General features: G+C 71.2%; 18 protein-coding genes and 1 riboswitch. Of the genes, 9 read left to right on the forward strand and 9 right to left on the reverse strand.

Annotated elements, in window-relative coordinates; translation table 11 throughout:
- The first annotated feature begins 286 nt into the window (after positions 1 to 286).
- Both JK359_RS06225 and JK359_RS06230 read left to right on the forward strand, forming a co-directional pair.
- The gene (locus JK359_RS06225; RefSeq protein ID WP_201832391.1) at positions 287 to 2,215 is read left to right on the forward strand and encodes a 2-oxoacid:acceptor oxidoreductase subunit alpha; all 1,929 of its coding nucleotides are present in this window, start codon (positions 287 to 289) and stop codon (positions 2,213 to 2,215) included.
- A complete protein-coding gene (locus tag JK359_RS06230) occupies positions 2,208 to 3,269 on the forward strand; it encodes a 2-oxoacid:ferredoxin oxidoreductase subunit beta (RefSeq protein ID WP_201832393.1) in 1,062 nt (353 codons plus the stop codon). Before JK359_RS06225 ends, JK359_RS06230 begins: the two co-directional genes overlap by 8 nt.
- A 33-nt stretch (positions 3,270 to 3,302) precedes the next feature.
- Here the strand turns inward: JK359_RS06230 and JK359_RS06235 are convergent, their stop codons facing one another.
- The gene (locus tag JK359_RS06235) at positions 3,303 to 3,710 is read right to left on the reverse strand and encodes a winged helix-turn-helix transcriptional regulator (RefSeq protein ID WP_201832395.1); all 408 of its coding nucleotides are present in this window, start codon (positions 3,708 to 3,710) and stop codon (positions 3,303 to 3,305) included.
- Positions 3,711 to 3,801: 91 nt separating this feature from the next.
- On the opposite strand from JK359_RS06235, the gene JK359_RS06240 reads away from it, so the two are divergent.
- From JK359_RS06240 to JK359_RS06250, 3 genes are all read left to right on the forward strand, one after another.
- Complete coding sequence (locus JK359_RS06240) at positions 3,802 to 4,656, forward strand: SDR family oxidoreductase (RefSeq protein ID WP_201832397.1); 855 nt, start codon at positions 3,802 to 3,804, stop codon at positions 4,654 to 4,656.
- A 124-nt stretch (positions 4,657 to 4,780) separates the two neighbouring features.
- Positions 4,781 to 5,782 carry an EamA family transporter RarD gene (gene rarD, locus JK359_RS06245; protein WP_201832405.1) on the forward strand — a complete coding sequence of 334 codons (1,002 nt, stop codon included), beginning with the start codon at positions 4,781 to 4,783 and terminating at the stop codon, positions 5,780 to 5,782.
- A gap of 51 nt (positions 5,783 to 5,833) precedes the next feature.
- Positions 5,834 to 6,301, forward strand: coding sequence for a VOC family protein (locus JK359_RS06250; RefSeq protein WP_201832407.1), 468 nt, complete (start codon positions 5,834 to 5,836; stop codon positions 6,299 to 6,301).
- Positions 6,302 to 6,410: 109 nt separating this feature from the next.
- Here JK359_RS06250 and JK359_RS06255 read toward each other — a convergent pair whose 3' ends face one another.
- A complete protein-coding gene (locus JK359_RS06255) occupies positions 6,411 to 7,565 on the reverse strand; it encodes a hypothetical protein (RefSeq protein WP_201832408.1) in 1,155 nt (384 codons plus the stop codon).
- A gap of 194 nt (positions 7,566 to 7,759) precedes the next feature.
- Between JK359_RS06255 and JK359_RS06260 the strand changes: the two genes are divergently transcribed.
- The gene (locus JK359_RS06260) at positions 7,760 to 8,356 is read left to right on the forward strand and encodes a flavodoxin family protein (RefSeq protein ID WP_201832411.1); all 597 of its coding nucleotides are present in this window, start codon (positions 7,760 to 7,762) and stop codon (positions 8,354 to 8,356) included.
- Between the two features lie 3 nt (positions 8,357 to 8,359).
- Here the strand turns inward: JK359_RS06260 and JK359_RS06265 are convergent, their stop codons facing one another.
- The 4 genes from JK359_RS06265 to JK359_RS06280 all read right to left on the reverse strand — a co-directional run bounded on the left by JK359_RS06265 (position 8,360) and on the right by JK359_RS06280 (position 12,705).
- A complete protein-coding gene (locus tag JK359_RS06265) occupies positions 8,360 to 9,244 on the reverse strand; it encodes an ABC transporter permease (RefSeq protein WP_201832413.1) in 885 nt (294 codons plus the stop codon).
- The gene (locus tag JK359_RS06270) at positions 9,231 to 10,196 is read right to left on the reverse strand and encodes an ABC transporter ATP-binding protein (protein WP_201832414.1); all 966 of its coding nucleotides are present in this window, start codon (positions 10,194 to 10,196) and stop codon (positions 9,231 to 9,233) included. Before JK359_RS06270 ends, JK359_RS06265 begins: the two co-directional genes overlap by 14 nt.
- Before the next feature lie 55 nt (positions 10,197 to 10,251).
- A complete protein-coding gene (locus JK359_RS06275) occupies positions 10,252 to 11,448 on the reverse strand; it encodes a LolA family protein (protein WP_201832416.1) in 1,197 nt (398 codons plus the stop codon).
- 246 nt (positions 11,449 to 11,694) lie between these two features.
- A complete protein-coding gene (locus tag JK359_RS06280; protein ID WP_201832418.1) occupies positions 11,695 to 12,705 on the reverse strand; it encodes a polyprenyl synthetase family protein in 1,011 nt (336 codons plus the stop codon).
- A gap of 586 nt (positions 12,706 to 13,291) precedes the next feature.
- Positions 13,292 to 13,470: riboswitch (cyclic di-AMP (ydaO/yuaA leader) on the forward strand.
- A 4-nt stretch (positions 13,471 to 13,474) separates the two neighbouring features.
- On the opposite strand from JK359_RS06280, the gene JK359_RS06285 reads away from it, so the two are divergent.
- Complete coding sequence (locus tag JK359_RS06285; protein ID WP_201832421.1) at positions 13,475 to 13,954, forward strand: transglycosylase SLT domain-containing protein; 480 nt, start codon at positions 13,475 to 13,477, stop codon at positions 13,952 to 13,954.
- Between the two features lie 33 nt (positions 13,955 to 13,987).
- Here JK359_RS06285 and JK359_RS06290 read toward each other — a convergent pair whose 3' ends face one another.
- From JK359_RS06290 to JK359_RS06300, 3 genes are all read right to left on the reverse strand, one after another.
- The gene (locus JK359_RS06290; protein ID WP_201832424.1) at positions 13,988 to 14,800 is read right to left on the reverse strand and encodes an HAD family hydrolase; all 813 of its coding nucleotides are present in this window, start codon (positions 14,798 to 14,800) and stop codon (positions 13,988 to 13,990) included.
- Positions 14,801 to 14,992: 192 nt separating this feature from the next.
- Positions 14,993 to 16,195: an FAD-dependent oxidoreductase gene (locus JK359_RS06295; RefSeq protein WP_201832425.1), complete on the reverse strand. Its 1,203-nt coding sequence runs from the start codon at positions 16,193 to 16,195 to the stop codon at positions 14,993 to 14,995.
- Between the two features lie 44 nt (positions 16,196 to 16,239).
- Positions 16,240 to 17,484 (reverse strand): carboxylate--amine ligase, encoded by a 1,245-nt coding sequence (locus JK359_RS06300; RefSeq protein ID WP_201832427.1) that lies wholly within the window; start codon positions 17,482 to 17,484, stop codon positions 16,240 to 16,242.
- A 269-nt stretch (positions 17,485 to 17,753) separates the two neighbouring features.
- On the opposite strand from JK359_RS06300, the gene fahA reads away from it, so the two are divergent.
- A complete protein-coding gene (gene fahA / locus JK359_RS06305; RefSeq protein WP_201832428.1) occupies positions 17,754 to 18,971 on the forward strand; it encodes a fumarylacetoacetase in 1,218 nt (405 codons plus the stop codon).
- Between the two features lie 490 nt (positions 18,972 to 19,461).
- Positions 19,462 to 20,400: a M56 family metallopeptidase gene (locus tag JK359_RS06310; RefSeq protein ID WP_201832430.1), complete on the forward strand. Its 939-nt coding sequence runs from the start codon at positions 19,462 to 19,464 to the stop codon at positions 20,398 to 20,400.
- The last annotated feature ends 22 nt before the right edge of the window (positions 20,401 to 20,422 follow it).

The following is a 20,422-nucleotide window of genomic DNA, read 5'->3' on the forward strand; positions in this document are numbered from 1 at the left end:
GGCCGGGCGTGTCGATGGAGGGCCGGGGAGGGAACCGGCCGGGCCCGGCGCGGTGCCGGCCGGCCCGTGGGAGCCGGGGAGGGAACCTGGAAGGCGGCGGGAGCGCCTCGACCGGCTCTCAGGCGATGCGGGACATCATGTGAACCCAGCGCCACAGGCCGTCTCGAAATGTCGTCCCAATCCATGGATGACCTCGGGAAGGCGACCCTAACCGACGTAGGGTTGATCCTGGGATGGTCCTGGGACGACCGGCCCCGGACAGCCGCCTCGAAGGAGGTCCAGTTCAGTGACCAGCCAGGTCAGCAGCCCAGCGGAGCAGACCGACGGAACCGTCGTGGGAGAGCAGCGCAAACCGGGCGGCGCCAAGGACGTACGGCGCCTGGACCGGGTGATCATCCGGTTCGCGGGGGACTCGGGTGACGGTATGCAGCTCACCGGTGACCGGTTCACCTCGGAGACCGCTTCCTTCGGCAACGACCTCTCCACTCTCCCCAACTTCCCCGCCGAGATCCGCGCCCCCGCCGGCACCCTGCCCGGGGTCTCTTCCTTCCAGCTCCACTTCGCCGACCACGACATCCTCACCCCCGGGGACGCGCCGAACGTCCTGGTCGCGATGAACCCCGCCGCCCTGAAGGCGAACATCGGCGACCTGCCGCGCGGCGCCGAGATCATCGTCAACACCGACGAGTTCACCAAGCGCGCGCTGCAGAAGGTCGGCTACGACGCCTCCCCGCTGGAGGACGGCTCGCTCGACGGCTACAACCTCCACCCGGTGCCGCTGACCACCCTCACGGTCGAGGCGCTGAAGGAGTTCTCGCTCTCCCGCAAGGAGGCCGAGCGCAGCAAGAACATGTTCGCCCTGGGCCTGCTGTCCTGGATGTACCACCGGCCCACCGAGGGCACCGAGAAGTTCCTGAAGTCGAAGTTCGCGAAGAAGCCGGACATCGCGGAAGCCAACATCGCGGCGTTCCGTGCGGGCTGGAACTTCGGTGAGACGACGGAGGACTTCGCGGTCTCCTACGAGGTCGCGCCGGCCGCCAAGGCCTTCCCCGTGGGCACCTACCGGAACATCTCCGGCAACCTGGCCCTGGCCTACGGCCTGGTCACCGCGTCCCGGCAGGCGGACCTGCCGCTGTTCCTCGGGTCGTACCCGATCACGCCGGCCTCGGACATCCTGCACGAGCTGAGCAAGCACAAGAACTTCGGCGTCCGCACCTTCCAGGCCGAGGACGAGATCGCCGGCATCGGCGCGGCGCTCGGCGCGGCCTTCGGCGGCTCGCTCGCGGTGACGACGACGTCCGGTCCGGGCGTGGCCCTGAAGTCGGAGACGATCGGTCTCGCGGTCTCGCTGGAGCTTCCGCTGCTGGTCGTGGACATCCAGCGCGGCGGCCCGTCGACCGGTCTGCCGACCAAGACCGAGCAGGCGGACCTGCTGCAGGCGATGTACGGCCGCAACGGCGAGGCGCCGGTGGCGGTCGTCGCGCCGATGACCCCGGCGGACTGCTTCGACGCCGCCCTGGAGGCGGCCCGGATCGCGCTGACCTACCGCACGCCGGTGATGCTGCTCTCGGACGGGTACCTGGCCAACGGCTCCGAACCCTGGCGCATCCCCGACCTGGACGAGCTGCCCGACCTGCGGGTGCAGTTCGCCACCGGGCCTAACCACACGCTCGCGGACGGCACCGAGGTCTTCTGGCCCTACAAGCGGGATCCGCAGACCCTGGCGCGGCCCTGGGCCATCCCGGGCACGCCGGGCCTGGAGCACCGCATCGGCGGCATCGAGAAGCAGGACGGCACGGGCAACATCTCCTACGACCCGGCCAACCACGACTTCATGGTCCGCACCCGCCAGGCCAAGATCGACGGCATCGACGTCCCCGACGTGGAGGTCGACGACCCGCACGGCGCGCGCACCCTGGTCCTGGGCTGGGGTTCCACCTACGGGCCGATCACGGCGGCGGTACGGCGGCTGCGCGCGGCCGGCGAGTCGATCGCCCAGGTCCACCTGCGCCACCTCAACCCCTTCCCGCGCAATCTCGGCGCGGTCCTGAAGGGCTACGACAAGGTGGTCATCCCCGAGATGAACCTCGGGCAGCTCGCCACCCTGATCCGGGCGAAGTACCTGGTCGACGCCCACTCCTACAACCAGGTCAACGGCATGCCGTTCAAGGCGGAACAGCTCGCCGCGGCGCTGAAGGAGGCCATCGATGAGTGACGTCCGCAACGCGCTGCTGCAACTGGTCCCCAAGGCGGAGGCCAAGCAGTCGATGAAGGAATTCAAGTCGGACCAGGAGGTGCGCTGGTGCCCCGGCTGCGGTGACTACGCGATCCTCGCGGCCGTCCAGGGCTTCATGCCGGAGCTGGGCCTGGCCCGGGAGAACATCGTCTTCGTCTCCGGTATCGGCTGCTCATCCCGCTTCCCGTACTACATGAACACCTACGGGATGCACTCGATCCACGGCCGTGCCCCGGCCATCGCGACGGGCCTGGCCGCCTCCCGCCGTGACCTGAGCGTGTGGGTGGTCACCGGTGACGGCGACGCCCTGTCCATCGGCGGCAACCACCTCATCCACGCCCTGCGCCGCAACGTCAACCTGAAGATCCTGCTCTTCAACAACCGGATCTACGGTCTGACGAAGGGGCAGTACTCGCCGACCTCCGAGGTCGGCAAGATCACCAAGTCGACGCCGATGGGCTCCCTGGACGCGCCCTTCAACCCGGTGTCGCTGGCGATCGGCGCGGAGGCGTCCTTCGTGGCACGCACGATCGACTCCGACCGCAAGCACCTGACCGAGGTGCTGCGCGCGGCGGCCGACCACCCGGGCACGGCCCTGGTCGAGATCTACCAGAACTGCAACATCTTCAACGACGGCGCCTTCGACGCCCTGAAGGACAAGCAGCAGGCAGAGGAAGCGGTGATCCGGCTGGAGCACGGGCAGCCGATCCGCTTCGGCGCCGACGGGGCGAGAGGGGTCGTACGCGACGGTCGGACCGGCGACCTGAAGGTGGTCACGGTGACACCGGAGAACGAGGCGGACATCCTGGTGCACGACGCGCACTCGGCGTCCCCCACCACCGCCTTCGCCCTGTCCCGGCTCGCCGACCCGGACACCCTGCACCACACGCCGGTCGGCGTGTTCCGCTCCGTCGAGCGCCCGGTCTACGACACCCAGATGTCCGACCAGCTCGACACGGCCATCGAGCAGCACGGCAAGGGCGACCTCGCCGCCCTGCTCGCCGGCGGCGACACCTGGACGGTCGTCGGCTGATCCTTCTGCTCGATCGCTGATCCTTCTGCTCGATCACGAGGCCCGGGACTGGATTTCCCGGGCCTCGTCGTATGCCCGGCGGGCCCGCTCCACCTCGGCCATGCGGTCGTCCGTCCACTGGGCGAGGGCCCGGACCTGCTCCGCCGCCTCGCGGCCGAGCACGGTGAGCGAGTAGTCGACGCGGGGCGGGATGACCGGCTTGGCGTCCCGGTGGACCATGCCGTCGCGCTCCAGGGTCTGGAGGGTCTGGGTGAGCATCTTCTCGCTGACGCCACGGCCGCCGCCGAAACCGCTGACCGCCCGGCGCAACTCGCTGAACCGGTAGGGCCGCTCCAGCAGCGCGATGAGGACGAGGACGCCCCAGCGGCTGGTGACGTGCTCCAGTACGAGGCGGTGCGGGCACATCGCCTCGCCGTCCGCCCCCTTTCCACTTACCAGCATGCCAGTACCTTACTTCAAAGTGGGTACTTTCGTTTGGACAGTGCCACTCCTACGGTGAGTGTCATCAAGGCATCCCAAAGGAGTTCCCTTCATGAGCATCGTCGTCACCGGAGCCACCGGACACCTCGGCCGCCACGTGGTGGAGCAGCTGCTGGAGAAGGTTCCGGCGGAGCAGATCACCGCCGTCGTACGGGACGAGGCGAAGGCCGCCGGCTTCGCCGCCCGCGGCGTGCGACTGGCCGTGGCCGACTACAACGAGCCCGAGACCTTCGACGGCCTGTTCGCCGCCGGCGACAAGGTCCTGCTGATCTCCGGCAACGAGTTCGACAAGGGCCGGGTGCGGCAGCACAAGGCCGTCATCGACGCGGCGCAGGCGGCCGGCGTGGCACTGCTCGCCTACACCAGCGCCCCGGGCAGCCTGACGGCCGCGCTCGGGGACGACCACCGGGCCACCGAGGAGGTGCTGCTCGCCTCCGGTCTGCCCTACAGCCTGCTGCGCAACGGCTGGTACCACGAGAACTACACCGAGAACCTGGCCCCGGTGCTGGAGCACAACGCGGTCGTGAGCGCCGCCGGCGACGGCCGGGTCTCCTCGGCCTCCCGTGCGGACTACGCCGCCGCCGCGGTCGCGGTACTGACCGGCGAGGGCCACGAGAACACGACCTACGAGCTGGGCGGCGACCAGGCGTGGGGCTTCGCCGAGTACGCGGCCGAGCTGAGCCGGCAGACCGGCCAGGAGATCACCTACAAGCCGGTCTCCGCCGACGTCCTCACCGGCATCCTGGCCGGCGCGGGGCTGCCGGAGCCGCTCGCCGCGATCCTGGCCGGGGTGGACACCTCGATCGAGAAGGGCGAGCTGGTCATCACCTCCGGTGACCTGTCCCGCCTGACCGGCCGTCCGACCACCCCGCTGGCCGCGGCCGTCTCCGCCGCGCTCAAGGGCTGACCCGGCCGGGCAGCACCAAGGCTGTCATGACCGTATGGCGATACGGCCATGACAGCCGGGGGTGTCCGGCGCTACCTTCGTTCTCACGCGTCCACGCCGGACGCGCGCGCGAGAAGGAGGGGCCGTGGCCGGGACGTCCAAGGGTGAACACCGCACAGGCCTGCTGAACGGCGTCGCCGCCTACGGCATGTGGGGGCTGGTCCCCCTGTACTGGCCCCTGCTCAAGCCCGCCGGCGCCGTCGAGATCCTGGCCCACCGCATGGTGTGGTCCCTGGTGTTCGTCGCCGGCACGCTGCTGTTCGTACGCCGCTGGGGCTGGGCGGCAGAGCTGCTGCGCCAGCCCCGGCGGCTCGGTCTCGTCGCCCTCGCCGCCACCGTCATCACCGTCAACTGGGGCGTCTACATCTGGGCCGTGAACTCCGGCCACGTCGTCGAGGCCTCGCTCGGATACTTCGTCAACCCGCTGGTCACCATCGCGATGGGCGTGCTGCTCCTCAAGGAACGGCTGCGGTCCGTGCAGTGGGCGGCGGTGGGTACCGGCTTCACGGCCGTCGTCGTCCTGACCATCGGCTACGGCCGCCCGCCGTGGATCTCCCTGTGCCTCGCCCTCTCCTTCGCCACCTACGGGCTGGTCAAGAAGAAGGTGGCCCTCGGCGGTGTGGAGTCGCTGGCCGCCGAGACCGCCATCCAGTTCCTGCCGGCGCTCGGCTATCTGCTGTGGCTGACCGCGCACGGGGACGCCAGCTTCGTCAACGGCAGCACCGGGCATGCCGCGCTGCTCGCCTCCACCGGAATCGTCACCGCCCTCCCCCTGGTCTGCTTCGGAGCGGCGGCGATACGGGTGCCCCTGTCCACGCTGGGCCTGCTCCAGTACCTGACTCCGCTCCTGCAGTTCGTGCTCGGCGTCTTCTACTTCCACGAGGCCATGCCGCCCGAGCGGTGGGCCGGGTTCGCGCTGGTCTGGCTGGCCCTGGTCCTGCTCACCGGCGACGCGCTGCGCTTCGCGCGGCGCCCCCGGCGGATCACCGTGCCGACGGCCCGCGCCAAGTCCCCCGCGATGTCCGGCGCAGAGGCCCCCGCCGAGTCCCGCGCAGAGGCCTCCGCCGCGACCCCGTCGGACGCCTGACCGTCACGGAACACCGCCCTCCGCCGATGCTTCCGGCTATAAGTGGAACCCATGACCACGCAGGAGCCCACCCCGCTGCACTGGAAGCTGGTCGTCGACGCGGCCGACCCGCACGGCCAGGCCGACTTCTGGGCCGCCGCGCTGCACTACACGGCCGAGGACAACAGCGCCCTCGTCGAACGGCTGCTGTCCTTCGGTGCGCTGCCCGGCGAGGCCACCGTCGAGTACCACGGGCGCCCGGCCTTCCGTGACCTGATCGCCGTACGCCATCCCGACGACCCGTACGACCCCGAGACCGGCACCGGCCTCGGACGGCGGCTGCTGTTCCAGCGCGTACCGGAGCCGAAGACCGTCAAGAACCGGCTCCACCTCGACCTCCACCCCGGCCCGGACCGGCGCGCGGACGAGGTGGCCCGCCTCCAGGCGCTGGGCGCGCAGGTGGTGCGGGAGGTGAAGGAGCCGTCGGGGCAGTGGGTACTGATGACGGACCCGGAGGGCAACGAGTTCTGCGTGCACTAGGGGACGTGCCGTGCGGGTCGCGGGTCATGCCGTGCGGGTCATGCCGTGCGGGTCATGCCGTGCGGGTCATGCCGTGCGGGTCCTCCCGTGCAGGGGCGCGTTCGTGGGGCTACGGCCGGGCGGCGCGGGCCGCGCGGTCGGTCAGGCGGAGCATGCGGGCGCGGGCCGACTCCAGGGGGCGCGGGTCGTCGGCGGCGGGCCCCGGCTCGGCGGTGAGGTCGGTCCACAGGTCGATCAGGTCGCGGCCCAGGCGCAGTCCCTCCTCGGGGTCGCGCACCGCCCGCCAGGCGGTCGCCGCACTCTGTACGTTGCCGTAGGCGGCCTCCCCGTCCTGCGCCTGGCGGCGCAGCCGGGCGAGGTCGAGGGACAGGTGGAAGGCGCGGACCGGGTCACCCGCCAAGTAGGCGATGTAGGCCGACAGTTCGCGCAGGTGCAGCACCTCGGCGTGGCGCGGGCCGAGTACGGCGGACGCCTCGGTGAGCGTACGGTCGGCCAGTTCCGTCGCCGCGTCGATACGGCCCGCCCGCACGGCCTCGTTGATACGGGTCATTGGCTCGGTGAGCAGCTCCGCCCCCTCGGCGGTCTCCGTCAGCGGCCCGTCCCCGAGGACCTCCTCGGCGACCGCGTCGAACCCGCGGGCCGGCGTGTGGGTGGCAGTGGACGGTTCCGAAGGGAAGGCTCCTACGGGAGCCGGCGCACCGGCAACGGGCTCGTCCGCAACGGGCTCGTCCACCAGTGGACCGTTCGCCGCATCCGCGCCCGTCACGGGCACGTCCGTCACCGGCACGTCCGTCACCGGCACGTCCAGCACCGAGGCGTCCTGCGCGGGTGCGTCCATCACCGGCGCCGGCCCGAACTGCCCGGTCGGGGCCTGCACGGTACCCGGCGCCACGGCCACGGCCACCTGCGACTCCGACTGCGGCTGCGGCTCCGACTGCGGCTGCGGCTGCGGCTGCGGCGTGGTCAGCCGGACCGGTTGGCCCGTCACCCGGCTGGAGCCGTCCGCCGAGATCTCCAGCGGAACCACGCAGCCCGCGCGGTCGTCGCGGATCGTGGCGCGTATGGGGGCGCCGACGCTGATGGCCAGGCGCTGGAGGTGGTTCAGTACGGCCTGCTGGATCTCCTCGCCCGGCGCCGCGACGACCGACGCCCCGCCTACCGACGCGGTGCCCGTACCGAACACGCGGACCTGCACCACCGCCGGATGCGCCACGGGCGCCACGGGCTGCTGCACGCGCCTCTTCTCGAAGCTCAGTCGAGCCATCGGTGTCCCTCACTCCCCCGGCGTCGCGATCCGGTCGTACGCGTCCTGCACACCAGTCTGTCGGTTCCCTTCGGTTTCCGCGTCACCGCGACGTCACAGCCTCGCACCAGCCACACCCTGGCCAAAGTTGATTGCGCGTGCATATAATGCATGCGCCTTTATTGGTGTACGACACGACCGCATCTGGGGGATCCATGAGCCGCCGCTTCCTCTTCGTCCTGGGCAGCGCCCGCGCCGAGGGCAACACCGAGTCGCTGGCCCGCAGGGCCGCCGAACAGCTGCCCGGTGACGTCGAACAGCGCTGGATCCGCCTCGCCGACCATCCCCTGCCCGACTTCGCCGATCTGCGGCACGACAGCGCGTACGAGCGGCCGTCGCCGGACACCCCCGCCGGCCTGCTGCTGGACGCCACGCTCGCGGCGACGGACCTGGTGATCGCCTCGCCGCTGTACTGGTACTCGGTGTCCAGCCTCACCAAGCGCTACCTGGACCACTGGTCGGCCTGGCTGCGCATGCCGGGCGTCGACTTCAAGTCGACGATGGCCGGCCGTACGCTCTGGGGCGTCGCCGCACTGGCGGACACCGAGCCGTCGGTCGCCGACCCCTACGCCGGCACGCTCAACAACTCGGCCGCCTATCTGGGCATGCGCTTCGGCGGGGTCCTGCTCGGCAACGGCAGCGCACCGGGTGACGTACTGAAGGACACCGAGGCACTGACGCGCGCCAAGACGTTCTTCGCGCAGGACACGCCCCTCGCGCGCTTCCCGTACGAGACGGCCGGCGACGCCTAGGCCCTACACGCTGATGTCCTTCGCCGTGAACCGTGCCCAGGCCGCCGAGCCGAACACGGCCGCGTACACCCCCTGGAGGCCCAGGTTCCGCACCAGGTCGTCCCAGTAGACCGGCTCGCGCATCAGGTCGGCGAAGGACAGCCAGTAGTGCGGGAACAAGTACGGCTGCAGCGCCTGCAACTGGGGTATCTGGTCGACGATCTGCACGGTGATCAGCAGGCCGACCGTGGTCGCCATCGCCGCGATGCCGCTGTTGGTGAGGGTCGACACGAAGAGGCCGAGCGCCGCCATGCCGACCAGTGAGGCCGCGACGACCAGCGCGATCAGCAGGGCCCTGCCGAGCCCTTCGGCGAAGCTGATCCTGGTGCCGGAGATCGTCGTCAGCTCGCCCGTCGGGAAGAGCAGCGCGCCGACGGCCAGTGCGGACACGGCGACGACCAGGGTGGCCAGCAGGCAGAAGGCCATCACGGTCGCGTACTTGATGAGCAGCAGCCGGGTACGGCCGGCCGGGGCGACCAGCAGATAGCGCAGGGTACCGGCGCCCGCCTCCCCGGCGATGGCGTCGCCCGCGACGACGCCGACCGCCATCGGCAGGAAGACCGGCAGGGTCGCCGCCAGGGCCGTGAACACCAGGAACAGCCCGTTGTTGGTGATCTGCGTGATGAACGCCGGCCCCTCGCCGTGCCCGCCGCCCACCGGCCCGCCGTCCCGGGTCTCGATCTTCACCGCGATCCCGACCAGCACCGGCACCGCGGCCAGCACGCCGAGCAGGGCGAGGGTGCGCCAGCGGCGGACGGTCGTGACCAGCTCGCTGCGCAGCAGCCCGAACGTCCACAGGGCACTGGGCCGGCGCACGGCGTCCGCCCGGACCGCGTCAACCCGCGACATCGAAGCCCTCCCCGGTCAGCGCCACGAACGCATCCTCCAGGGAGGCGCGTTCCACGGTGAGGCCCCGGACGCGGACACCCGCGGTGACCAGGGCCTCGGTCACCTCGGCGAGGTCCCGCTCGGGCGGCTCGCCGCTCACCCGGTCACCGTCGGCGGTCACGTCCGCGACGCCCTGTTCCTTCAGCACCCGGGCCGCCTCGGCCGCGTCCGGGGTGGTCACCACCAGCCGGCCGCGTGCCCCGGCCGCCAGGTCGGCCACCGCGCCCTGGGTGACGAGCCGGCCCTGGGCCATGACCGCCGCATGGGTGCACACCTGCTCGATCTCGTCGAGGAGGTGGGAGGAGAGGAAGACCGTCGTGCCGTCCGCGGCCAGCTCCCTGATCAGGGCGCGGATCTCCCGCATGCCCTGGGGGTCGAGGCCGTTGGTGGGCTCGTCCAGGACGAGCAGCCGGCGCGGCTGGAGCAGCGCGGCAGCCAGGCCCAGGCGCTGTTTCATACCGAGCGAGTACGCCTTCGCCTTCTTGCCCGCGGCGGCCTCGAGACCGACCCGGTCCAGTGCGGCCGCGACGCGGACGTGCCGGGTGCGCGGGTCGGCGGTGGGGTCGGCGGCGTCGTAGCGCAGCAGGTTGTCCCGGCCGGACAGGAAGCCGTACAGCGCGGGACCTTCGATGAGCGCGCCGACCTGTGGAAGGACCGTACGGGCCGCCCTGGGCATGGGGCGGCCCAGCACCCGGACGGTGCCCGCGGTCGGTTCGATCAGGCCCATCAGCATGCGGATGGTGGTGGTCTTGCCGGAGCCGTTGGGACCGAGGAAGCCGAAGACGCTGCCCGCCGGGACGGTCAGGTCGAGACCGTCCACGGCGAGCTGCCCGCCGCGGTAGCGCTTGGTGAGACCGCGCGTGGCGATGACGCTCGCCTGCACAGCGGCCGGACCGGCGGGCGGTTCGTCCATCGGCTCTCCCTCGATTCGTCCTCGGTCCGTCCTCGATTCGTCGCGCCCGGAAGGGTTACTTCCCCGCGTCGGCCGCCTTCACCAGGGCGTCCTTGGTCACCGCACCGGCGTAGACCTTGCCGTCGTCGGTTATGAGGGCGTTGACCAGACGGGTGGAGAAGACCGTGCCCTTGCCGAACTTCCCGGAGACCTGGTCGCCGAGCGAGCCGAGGAAGCCGCCGAGGTCACCGCCCTCGGAGCCGGTCGGCAGGCCGCCCTCGGAGCCGGTGTCGAAGGTGGCGACGGACGTCCAGCCCTCGCCGAGGACGTTCAGCCCCTGCAGTCCCCCGGCGAAGTCCTCGCCGTGCTTCGGGGCGTGCTCGCGGGCCTCGGCCCCGTCCTTCTCCTCGGTGACCTTCGCACCCTTGGGCGGCGTGAAGTCGAAAGTGGAGCCGGCCGGCCGGGCGAAGGAGACCTGGGTGAAGCCCGCGTCGACCACGGCGGCACCGCCGCTCTTCGGGGTCAGCGTGAACTTCAGCGGCATGCCGGTCCTGGCGTCCACGGCGATGCTGATCGCGCCGACCGTGGTGCCGGACTGCCTGGGCTGGATCAGCAGCCTGTAGGCGTCGCGCCCGGCGACCTGGGCGGTGCCGTCGACGGTGACGGACGTGGTGTCGTCGACCGACTTCAGGACCTCGTCGGCGAAGTCCTTGGGGGTGGCCGGCGGCTTCGTCCGGTGCTCCTTGCCGGAGTCGTCCGCGGTGCCGTGGTAGACCTCGTTGCTCTTGCTGTCGTAACCCCAGACGTCCTTGCCGTTGTGGATCAGGCTGTACTCCGCGCCGCTCTCCAGCAGCGACAGTTTCTGCCGCTCGGGGCCGTCGGTGGCGACGCGCAGGGTGTGGGTGCCGGAGACCAGTTCGGTGAGCTTGGACGTCGGGTCCGCCGAGGAGCCGTCGCCGCCCTGGGCCGCCCCGGACGCCAGGCTGTTCTCCAGGCCGCCGAGGTCCGGCAGGCCGAGGTCGGTGCTGATCTTCACGGTGCCGGACACCTGCTGCACGTCCGACTTGGCGATCTTCTCGATGAGCTGCTGTGCGCTGATCCTGGGCAGGTCGGGGTCACCCGAGTCGGCGAGCGCCGGGACCAGTCCGATCGTGGCCGCCGCCACCCCCACCACCGCGACCGGTACCGCGTACCGGGCGGCCGTGCGCCGGCCGGAGCGGGAGGCAGCGTCCCGCGTGGCGTCCACTGCGTCGTCGGATTCGTACGGTGCCATGTGTGCCTTACCTCCGTCGTCGGCGGCGGCTGTCCTCACGCTGGTCCACCTGAGCCGCCATTCTCACCCGAATCGGTGAGGAGTGGTGATTTCCGTGGTTCCCATCTCACCAAATCGGCCGTGAGGAAGCGTCAGACCTCGGAGCCAACTGCATGTCCACCTGCGGTATGACACACGAAGGCGGCGTCTCCCCCGACCCGTAGGGGTCGTACCGGGGAGCGCCGCCCGTACGGGTGAACGGCCTGCTCAGCCGGCCCGGTGCACCACCGCGTCGCACAGCTCCATCAGCGCCGCCTTGGCATCGCACTCCCGCAGCGGGGCCAGCGCCGCCCGCGCCTCCTCGGCGTAGCGCACGGTGTCCCGCCGGGCCTGTTCCAGGGCGGGGTGGGCACGCAGCGCGGTCAGTGCCTCGGAGTGCCGGGCGTCGTCGCTGAGGTCGGAGTCCAGCAGCTCGCACAGCGCGATGTCGTCGGGCAGCCCGAACCGGGCGGCCTGCTCGCGCAGCCGGAGCACGGGAAGGGTGGGGATGCCCTCGCGCAGGTCGGTGCCCGGGGTCTTGCCGGACTCGTGGGAGTCGGAGGCGATGTCCAGGACGTCGTCGGCGAGCTGGAAGGCGACCCCGAGCCGCTCCCCGTACTGGGTGAGTACGTCGATGACCGTCTCGTCGGCGCCGGACATCATCGCGCCGAACCGGCAGGACACCGCCACCAGGGAGCCCGTCTTGCCGCCGAGCACGTCCAGGTAGTGCTCGACCGGGTCGCGGCCGTCCGAGGGGCCCGCAGTCTCCAGGATCTGGCCGGTGACCAGCCGTTCGAAGGCGAGGGCCTGCACCCGGACCGCCTCGGGGCCGAGGTCGGCAAGGATCTGGGAGGCGCGAGCGAAGAGGAAGTCGCCGGTGAGGACCGCGACGGAGTTGCCCCAGCGCGTGTTGGCGCTGTCCACCCCGCGCCGCACGGCGGCCTCGTCCATGACGTCGTCGTGGTACAGCGTGGCCAGATGCGTCAGCTCCACGACCACGGCCGACGGCACGATGCCCGGCGCGTACGGGTCGCCGAACTGCGCCGCGAGCATCACGAGCAGCGGGCGGAACCGCTTCCCGCCGGCCCGTACGAGGTGCTGCGCGGCCTCCGTGATGAACGGGACCTCGCTCTTGGTGGCCTCGAGCAAGCCTTCCTCGACAGCCGTCAATCCGGCCTGGACATCGGCTTCCAGAGCCTGGTCCCGCACGCTCAGCCCGAACGGCCCGACGACGGTCACGAGGGGTCTCCTGTCTGCTGGTGTCTGCTGGCGATTACACGGTTTGTCGATAGGTCGCTGCCCTCACTCAAGTCAGCGTATCCGGTCCTCTTTCGATCACCGATAGCGCCCACCGGTCCAGCCTGGGCGGTATCAGATCATGACCCGCATCGTTGCGATCAGATGGTAAGAACGGACATTTATCGACTTAACAGTAATTTCGGAGCAATGTAGCGACCCGGAAGTACCTCCGGACACCCCCTTTCGGCCATCCGTCAGTGCGACAACGAGATGCATTGCATTCGAGGTTCCACCACCAGTCGGACTTCAGGCCCGAATCCCCTGAATCCCTCATGTCTGATTTGAAGTATTTTGCTATTTCGTGAGTTGGGTCACGCGACCCCTCGGACCGCCGTACCCGCCCGAGCACCGTCGAGCCCTTGCCGCACAGGCGAGTTGAGGATTGGCAACCGCAAAGGATCAAGTACCGCAAACGGCATAGATCAAGGTCAAATGGCACGTTGTGTGAATCCAGTACTTGTTCCCGACATGTGCTCTCGCATACGTTCCGGGCCGTCGGGCGGACGCCGAATCCTGCCGCCGCCCGCGTAACCCATCGACGAACTCATTCGTACGGCAGGAGCGGGGGACCCAGGTAAGCCGCCGACCCGAACGGCACACGCCGAGCGGAACGGCCAGGGGTGAAGTCGTGCCTTCCCCAGGGCACGGCCGGGCACCTCCCCGCCCGAACCCGACAGCTCACCTCGTAGGCGCCGGAGAGGAACACCCCATGCCTGCTGCCGCTCAGCCCCGACGCACCCGCAACAGCCGCCTCGTCCGCACCCTCGTCGCGCTCGGCACCGGTGCCGCCGTACTCGCTCTGCCGGTCGTCGGTGCGACCAGCGCCTCCGCGGAGGACACCTCGGGCTCCACCACCCTCGCCGGCTACCCGAACAACCTCGACGGCTGGATCCGCGAGTCCCTCGCCATCATGGCCGAGAAGAAGATCCCGGGCACCTACAACGGCATCCACCGCAACATCATCCGGGAGTCCTCGGGCAACCCGGCGGCCATCAACCTGTGGGACTCCAACGCCGCCAAGGGCATCCCCTCCAAGGGCCTGCTCCAGGTCATCGACCCGACGTTCAACGCCTACCACGTGGCCGGTACGTCCTTCGACATCTACGACCCGGTCGCGAACATCACCGCCGCCTGCAACTACGCGGCCGACCGGTACGGCTCGATCGACAACGTGTTCGGCGCCTACTGACCGGACCCGCGGCAGGCACTACCGATGACCCGGTCAGTCGGTCGGGAACAGTCTTTCGAGGACGACGGCGACGCCGTCGTCCTCGTTCGACAAGGTGACCTCGTCGGCGACCGCCTTCAGTTCGACGTGCCCGTTGGCCATGGCGACCCCGCGTCCGGCCCAGTCGAACATGGGGATGTCGTTGGGCATGTCCCCGAAGGCCAGGGCCCGTTCCGGGCGGATCCCCAGTCGCTCGGCGGCCAGCGCCAGGCCCGTCGCCTTGGTCACCCCGCTCGGCTGCAGCTCCACGGTCCCCGGACCCGACATGGTGACCGTCGCCAGCGAGCCCACCACCGAGCGCGCCACGGCCGCCAACTCGTCGTCCGAGAGGGTGGCGTGCCGCAGCAGCACCTTGCTGATGGGCTCGCACCACAGGTCGCCCCGCCGGCCGACCCGCAGCGCGGGCAGCGTCGGATGGGGCATCCGGTAGCCCGGCTCGATCAAGGTGAGCCCGTCCACGCCGTCCTGGTCGACCGCCGCGCAGACCTGCCCCACCTCCGCCTCGATCTTGCCGAGCGCGGTCGCGGCCAGCTCCCGGTCCAGCCGCACCGACCACAGCAGCCGGTCGGCCCCGGCGTCGTAGACCTGCGCCCCCTGCCCGCACACCGCGACCCCCGTGCAGCCGAGGTCCGCGAGCAGCGGCCGGACCCGCGGGGCCGGCCGGCCCGTGACCACCAGGTGCCGGGCACCGGCCCGCACCGCCCGCGCGAGGGCGGCGACCGAGCGGTCCGAGACCGTGTCGTCGTCGCGCAGCAGCGTCCCGTCCAGGTCGGTGGCGATCAGGGCATATGCGGGGGTGGGTGCCATGATCAGAGAATACGGACACCGTGCCCCGCCGACTCACCGCTCGTTGCACGCACTTACGTGCTGACCGGCCCCAACTGGCCCGTCATGAGCGGCCAGTTCCGGACGGACGGACGAAGCCGGGCCGCAGACGATCAGTCCCAGGTGGTACCGGCGGTCTCCTCGGTGGCAGTGCGGGACGGCCCCGTCCAGGGCTCAGCCGTGCGCCGAGGCCAGGTGCTTCGCCAGCCGCGGGGAGGCGAACTCCGTACCGCACACGAAGCGCATCACCGGCCCGTACGAGGACGCCGCGGGCAGGCCGGTGAAGTACAGGCCGGGCACCGAGGAGACGTAGCCGGGGCCCAGCCTCGGCGTGCCACGGCTCACCGCGAGCCGGGTGCGCAGCTCGTGACCGAGGAAGTCCATCGCCGCGATGTCCACGCGGTACCCGGTGGCGGCGATGACGTGGTCGGCGGCCAGCTCCTCGATCCGGCCGGCGTGGGTGCGGACGGTCAGCACGGGGCTGCCGTCGGGGGCCGCGGCACCCACCACCCGCTCGACGTCCTGCACCTGCACTCCGCTCTCGAAGCGCTCGCGCAGCCACCAGGCGCCCAGCGGGCCGAGGACCCGGCGGACCAGGTAGTGGCGGGTGGCCTCGGGCAGGTACCGGTACGGGTGCGGGTAGTAGCTGAGCGCCCACAGCGACCAGGCCCGGCCGAACGGGGACTGCGGGCGGTACTTGGGCTGGTGCCAGGGCGGTGCGCCGAAGGCGACCCGGCCGCGCCCGCGCGCGACCACGCGCACGCGTGCACCCGCCTCGGCCGCGAGCGCCGCCGTCTCCAGCGCGGACTGACCGGCACCGACCACGATCAGCTCCTTGCCGGTGAACCGGCCCAGGTCGTGGTGCTGGGAGCTGTGCGAGACCGGGCCGGTCGGCGCCGGTCCGTCGGCCGCCGCCCCCGCCAGCTCCGCCGGAAGGTGGGCGAGCCCCGACAGGCCGGTGGCGACGACGACCGCGCGCGCGGTGAACAGCTCTCCCGAGTCCAGCTTGAGTTCGAATCCACCGCCGGCGACCCGGTCGACCGAGACCACCCGCACCTGCTCCAGGTCGGGGACCAGCTTCTGCTGGAACCACTCCCCGTAGGCGATGAAGGTGTCCACCGGGATGATGTCCTCGTCGGTCACCAGGCGGCGGATGCCGGCCGCGTCGCAGTAGTCGGCGAGGGTGTGGCCGGGCTGCGGGCAGTCGAGGTTCGAGGCGGCGGGCGTCGACTTCAGGAGCATGCCCTCGGGCATGTGGTCACGCCAGCTGACCATGGGGTCGCCGAAGACACGGACGGGGATGCCGCGCGCCCGCAGATGGGCGGCGGTGGACAGGCCGAACGGGCCCGCCCCGATGACTGCAACCGGTCGAATCACGAAGTCCCTCCCCAGGACGCGATGGGCCACCCTCGTGGCTTTGCCTACTTCGTGGAGGTGCTGCCGCCGCGGCGGTTGGTCCGCCACAGCTGGTAGAGGTGCTTCGCGCCCGGGCGCACGAAGCGGGCGAGCATCGTGAGGAACGGCAGCGGGTCGTCACCCGCCAGCCAGGCCAGCTCCGTCCCGCTCGCCCTCGCCGGCGCGTGCGGTGTCGTGTAACCGCTGCGGCGGTAGGCGAGGAGGGCCGGGAGGTCGATGTTCTCCACGATGTAACGGTGGCCGGCGCGCTGTTCCCCCTCCGGTACAGGGCGGCCGGTCAGGTGCAGGTGCATCGCACGGACGACGTCCACGCCCGACTCGTTCTCGAAGAGCCGGAACTGGGCGCCCATGCGCGGGTTGAAGTCGAGGAGCTTGTACTGTCCGTCGCGCCGGTCGAAGCGCAGGTCGAGGTCGATGATGCCGCTGAAGCCGATCTGCTTGATGAAACGTGCGGCGAGGTCGGCGAGTTCCGGGTTGTCGACGACGTACGCGTTCGCCGTCATGCCGGCGTGCGGCGGCCAGGAGCGGACCTTGACTCCGGTGAACAGGGCGAGCGGGCTGGAGTCCTGGTCGAAGCAGGCGTGCACGATCCAGTCCTCGGCCTGCTCGCGCGGCAGGTACTCCTGGAGGATCACACCGGGGTCCTCGCCCCAGTCGCGGGCCAGGGTCAGCAGCCCCGCGCGCGTGCCGATCCTCGTGGTGCCGTTCACGGCGGGCCTGCTGCGCCGGACGAACGCCTCGCGGTTCTTGGCCACCACCGGGAAGCGGGCACTGTCGGCGAAGGCGACGACGTCGTCGTAGGACTGCGGGAACGCGGCCGTGGGACTGGCGACGCCGTACTCCGCACACAGTTCGTGCAGCCCCTGCTTGCTGGCCAGCCGGCGGGGCAGTGCGGGATCCACGCGCGGGAAGAGGAATGATCCGGCCAGGGCGCCCTGATGCTCGGCGATCAGGACGGCGGCCTCCTCGTCCGTGGGGATCAGGACGGCCGGGCGGCCGATCCGGCGGCCGATGCGCAACAGTCCCTCGACCAGGTGGTCCGGGTCCTCCGCGCCGGTCGTCGGCCACACGAACGCCTTCTCCAGATAGCGGGAGGAGGCCGCCGGTGTGTAGGGGTCCTCCGTGATGGCGTACATGGGCACGCCCAGGCGGCCCAGGCTGCGGATCGCGCCGACACCTCCGTGGTGCAGCGGGTAGTCGCCGAACTTGACGATCAGTCCCGGCACGTCCCGATCGGCTTCCACAGGCACGCTGACGGCGCTTCCGGCCACGGGTCCCCCCACGTGTCCCCCAAAGTGGAACGGACCCACCCCGTCCGTGTCCCCAAAGGACGCTAAGCCGGAATTGCCGCCTCCCACAAGGCTTATCCGGACATTGCGAACTCTTTAGACACTGTGCGAGCAACCTTTCGAGCACTTCTCCAGGTGCTGCCCAAGACACGCAAGTCGGCCGTAACGTGTGGCCCGACCACATGGAACGCATCGCCATGCATGGCCCGATGAGAGTGAGGCAGCACCCCATGCCCCCCTTCGACGTCCCCGAGGGCGACCCCTTCGGTCCGCACAACCTCCCCTATGGCGTGTTCTCGCCCTCCGGCAGCACGGAACGCAGGGTCGGCGTCCGCCTCGGTGAGCACGTCCTCGACGCGGGCGCCGCAGCCGCCGCCCTCGGCTCCCCCCACCAGGCCCTGCTCGCCCGGCCCACGCTCAACCCGCTCATGGCCGCCGGCCGCGCCACCTGGTCGGCCGTACGCCGCGACATCACCTCGTGGGTCACGGACCCCGCGCACCGCGCGGCCGTCGAGCCGCTGTTCCACCCCCTGGCCGAGGTGACCCTGCACCTGCCCTTCGAGGTCGCGGACTACGTCGACTTCTACGCCTCCGAGCACCACGCCCGCAACGCCGGCCGGATCTTCCGCCCGAACGCCGAGGACTCCCTCACGCCGAACTGGAAGCACCTCCCGATCGGGTATCACGGCCGCGCCGGCACGGTGATCGTCTCGGGCACGGACGTCGTACGGCCGTCCGGGCAACGCAAGGGCCCGAACGACCCGGCGCCCGTCTTCGGCCCGTCGATCCGGCTGGACATCGAGGCCGAGGTCGGCTTCGTCGTCGGAACGCCCTCCGAGCTGGGCCGTCCGGTCCCCCTCGCTGACTTCCGGGAGCACGTCTTCGGGCTGTGCCTGCTCAACGACTGGTCCGCGCGTGACCTCCAGGCCTGGGAGTACGTCCCCCTCGGCCCCTTCCTGGCCAAGTCGTTCGCCACCTCGGTGTCGGCGTGGATCACCCCGCTGGAAGCACTGGAGCACGCGCGCGTGGCGCCGCCGGAGCGCACCCACCCCCTCCACCCCTACCTGGACGACTCGACGCCCGGCCTCGAACCCGCCGGCTACGACCTCCACATCTCCGTCGCGCTCAACGGCCACGTGGTCTCCGAGCCGCCGTTCTCCACCATGTACTGGACCGCGGCCCAGCAGCTCGCCCACATGACCGTCAACGGCGCCTCGCTGCGCACCGGAGACCTCTACGGCTCGGGGACGGTCAGCGGCCCCGCCGAGCACCAGCGCGGCTCGCTGCTGGAACTCAGCTGGAACGGCCGCGACCCCCTCGAACTCCCGGACGGCAAGCGGACCTTCCTGGAGGACGGGGACGTGGTCACCCTGACCGCGTGGGCGCCCGGCGCGGACGGACGCCGGGTGGGACTCGGTGAGGTCAGCGGACGGGTCCTGGCGGGCTGAGCGGCGGCGGAGCCGGAACCGGATCCGGTCGGTGCGCGGCCGGTCCGCGGGGACGTGCGCGTGGCGCTCGCGCGGACCGGCCTCCCGCCGGACTCACGACGGGCGCCGCGGCCGTCCCAGTCCTTCGGTGGGCCTGCTCCGAAGGACCGTCCTGCGAAGTGACCGACGAGGAGGCACCCAGGGGCGGTGGCGAAGCGGGTGGTGCCGGGCGGCGTCGGGACGGTGTACGCGCGCGTGCCGCGGGACGGCCGGGACGGCCGGGCGAGGCGCCGGTCAGGGGCCGGGAAATCCATGGACCCCGGACTGACCGGGTTCTTGCCGTCGGACAGGGTCTCCGCGTCGCCGACACCCTGACTCGCACCGCCTGTCTTCGTCATACTGGCAGGGACACGCACCACTCGTGACAGGCAGGACGCGCAGCCGTGGGCCGCGTGCCCGGCACCACGCACCACCCCACCCGCACTCTCCGACCAGGAACCGGAGCCCCGGCATGATTATTTGCCTGCTCCTGCTGAGCGTCGTAGCCCTGACGGCAGCCGTACCGGCGCCGCGTGCGCTGACCCGGGCCACCTGGCCCGAGCGGGACCCGGTGGTCGGGCTGTGGGTGTGGCAGTGCCTGGTCGCCACCGTCCTGCTGTGCTGCCTCACCGCACTGGTCCTGGGCACGGCGGCCGTCTTCCACACCGTCCGCGACCGGGTGTTCGCGCCCGCGCCGCCCGCCGTCACCGCCGCCTACGACCTGTCCGCCGCGCCGATGTGGGCCGCCGCGCTCACCGTGCTCCTGGCGTGCGGTGCCGCGTGGACGACGGCGATGCTGGCCCGGGAACTGGTCGAGGTCCGCCGCAGCCGGGGCCAGGCACGGGCGCACCTGCGCGAGCGCGCTCCGGAACTGCCGGCCGGGCTGCCGGCGGCGCGCGGGCCGATGCTGGTGCTGGAGGACGAATACCCGGACGCATGGTGGATGCCGGGGCACCCGCCCCAGCTGGTCGTCACCACGGGGGCGCTGCAGCGCCTCACCGACCACCAGCTGGACGCCGTCCTCACCCACGAGCGCGGGCACGCCCGCGCCCACCACGACTGGCTGCTGCACCTGTCCACGGCACTCGCCACGGGCTTCCCGCACGTGCCGCTCTTCGCCCACTTCTGCGACCAGACGCACCGCCTGGTCGAGCTGGCCGCCGACGACACGGCGTCCCGACGCTGCGGACACCTCACCACGGCCCTCGCGCTGATCGAACTGAACCAGCACCGGGGCGTCCTGTCCTGCGACTCCAGCCGCCGGCTGCTCGGTGAACGCGTGGACCGCCTGCTGGAGCCGCCGCCGCGGCTGCTGCGCCGGCACCGGGCCCTGACGACCACGGTGGCCGCGCTGGTGCCGTTGCTACCGCTGTTGATCACCTTCGCCCCGGGGCTGACGGCACTGTCCTGACCGGCCCGCCTAGTGGCAGATC

Origin of the sequence: Streptomyces actinomycinicus (genome assembly GCF_016741775.1) — a bacterium.
In the GTDB taxonomy this organism is placed as follows: Bacteria; Actinomycetota; Actinomycetes; order Streptomycetales; family Streptomycetaceae; genus Streptomyces; species Streptomyces actinomycinicus.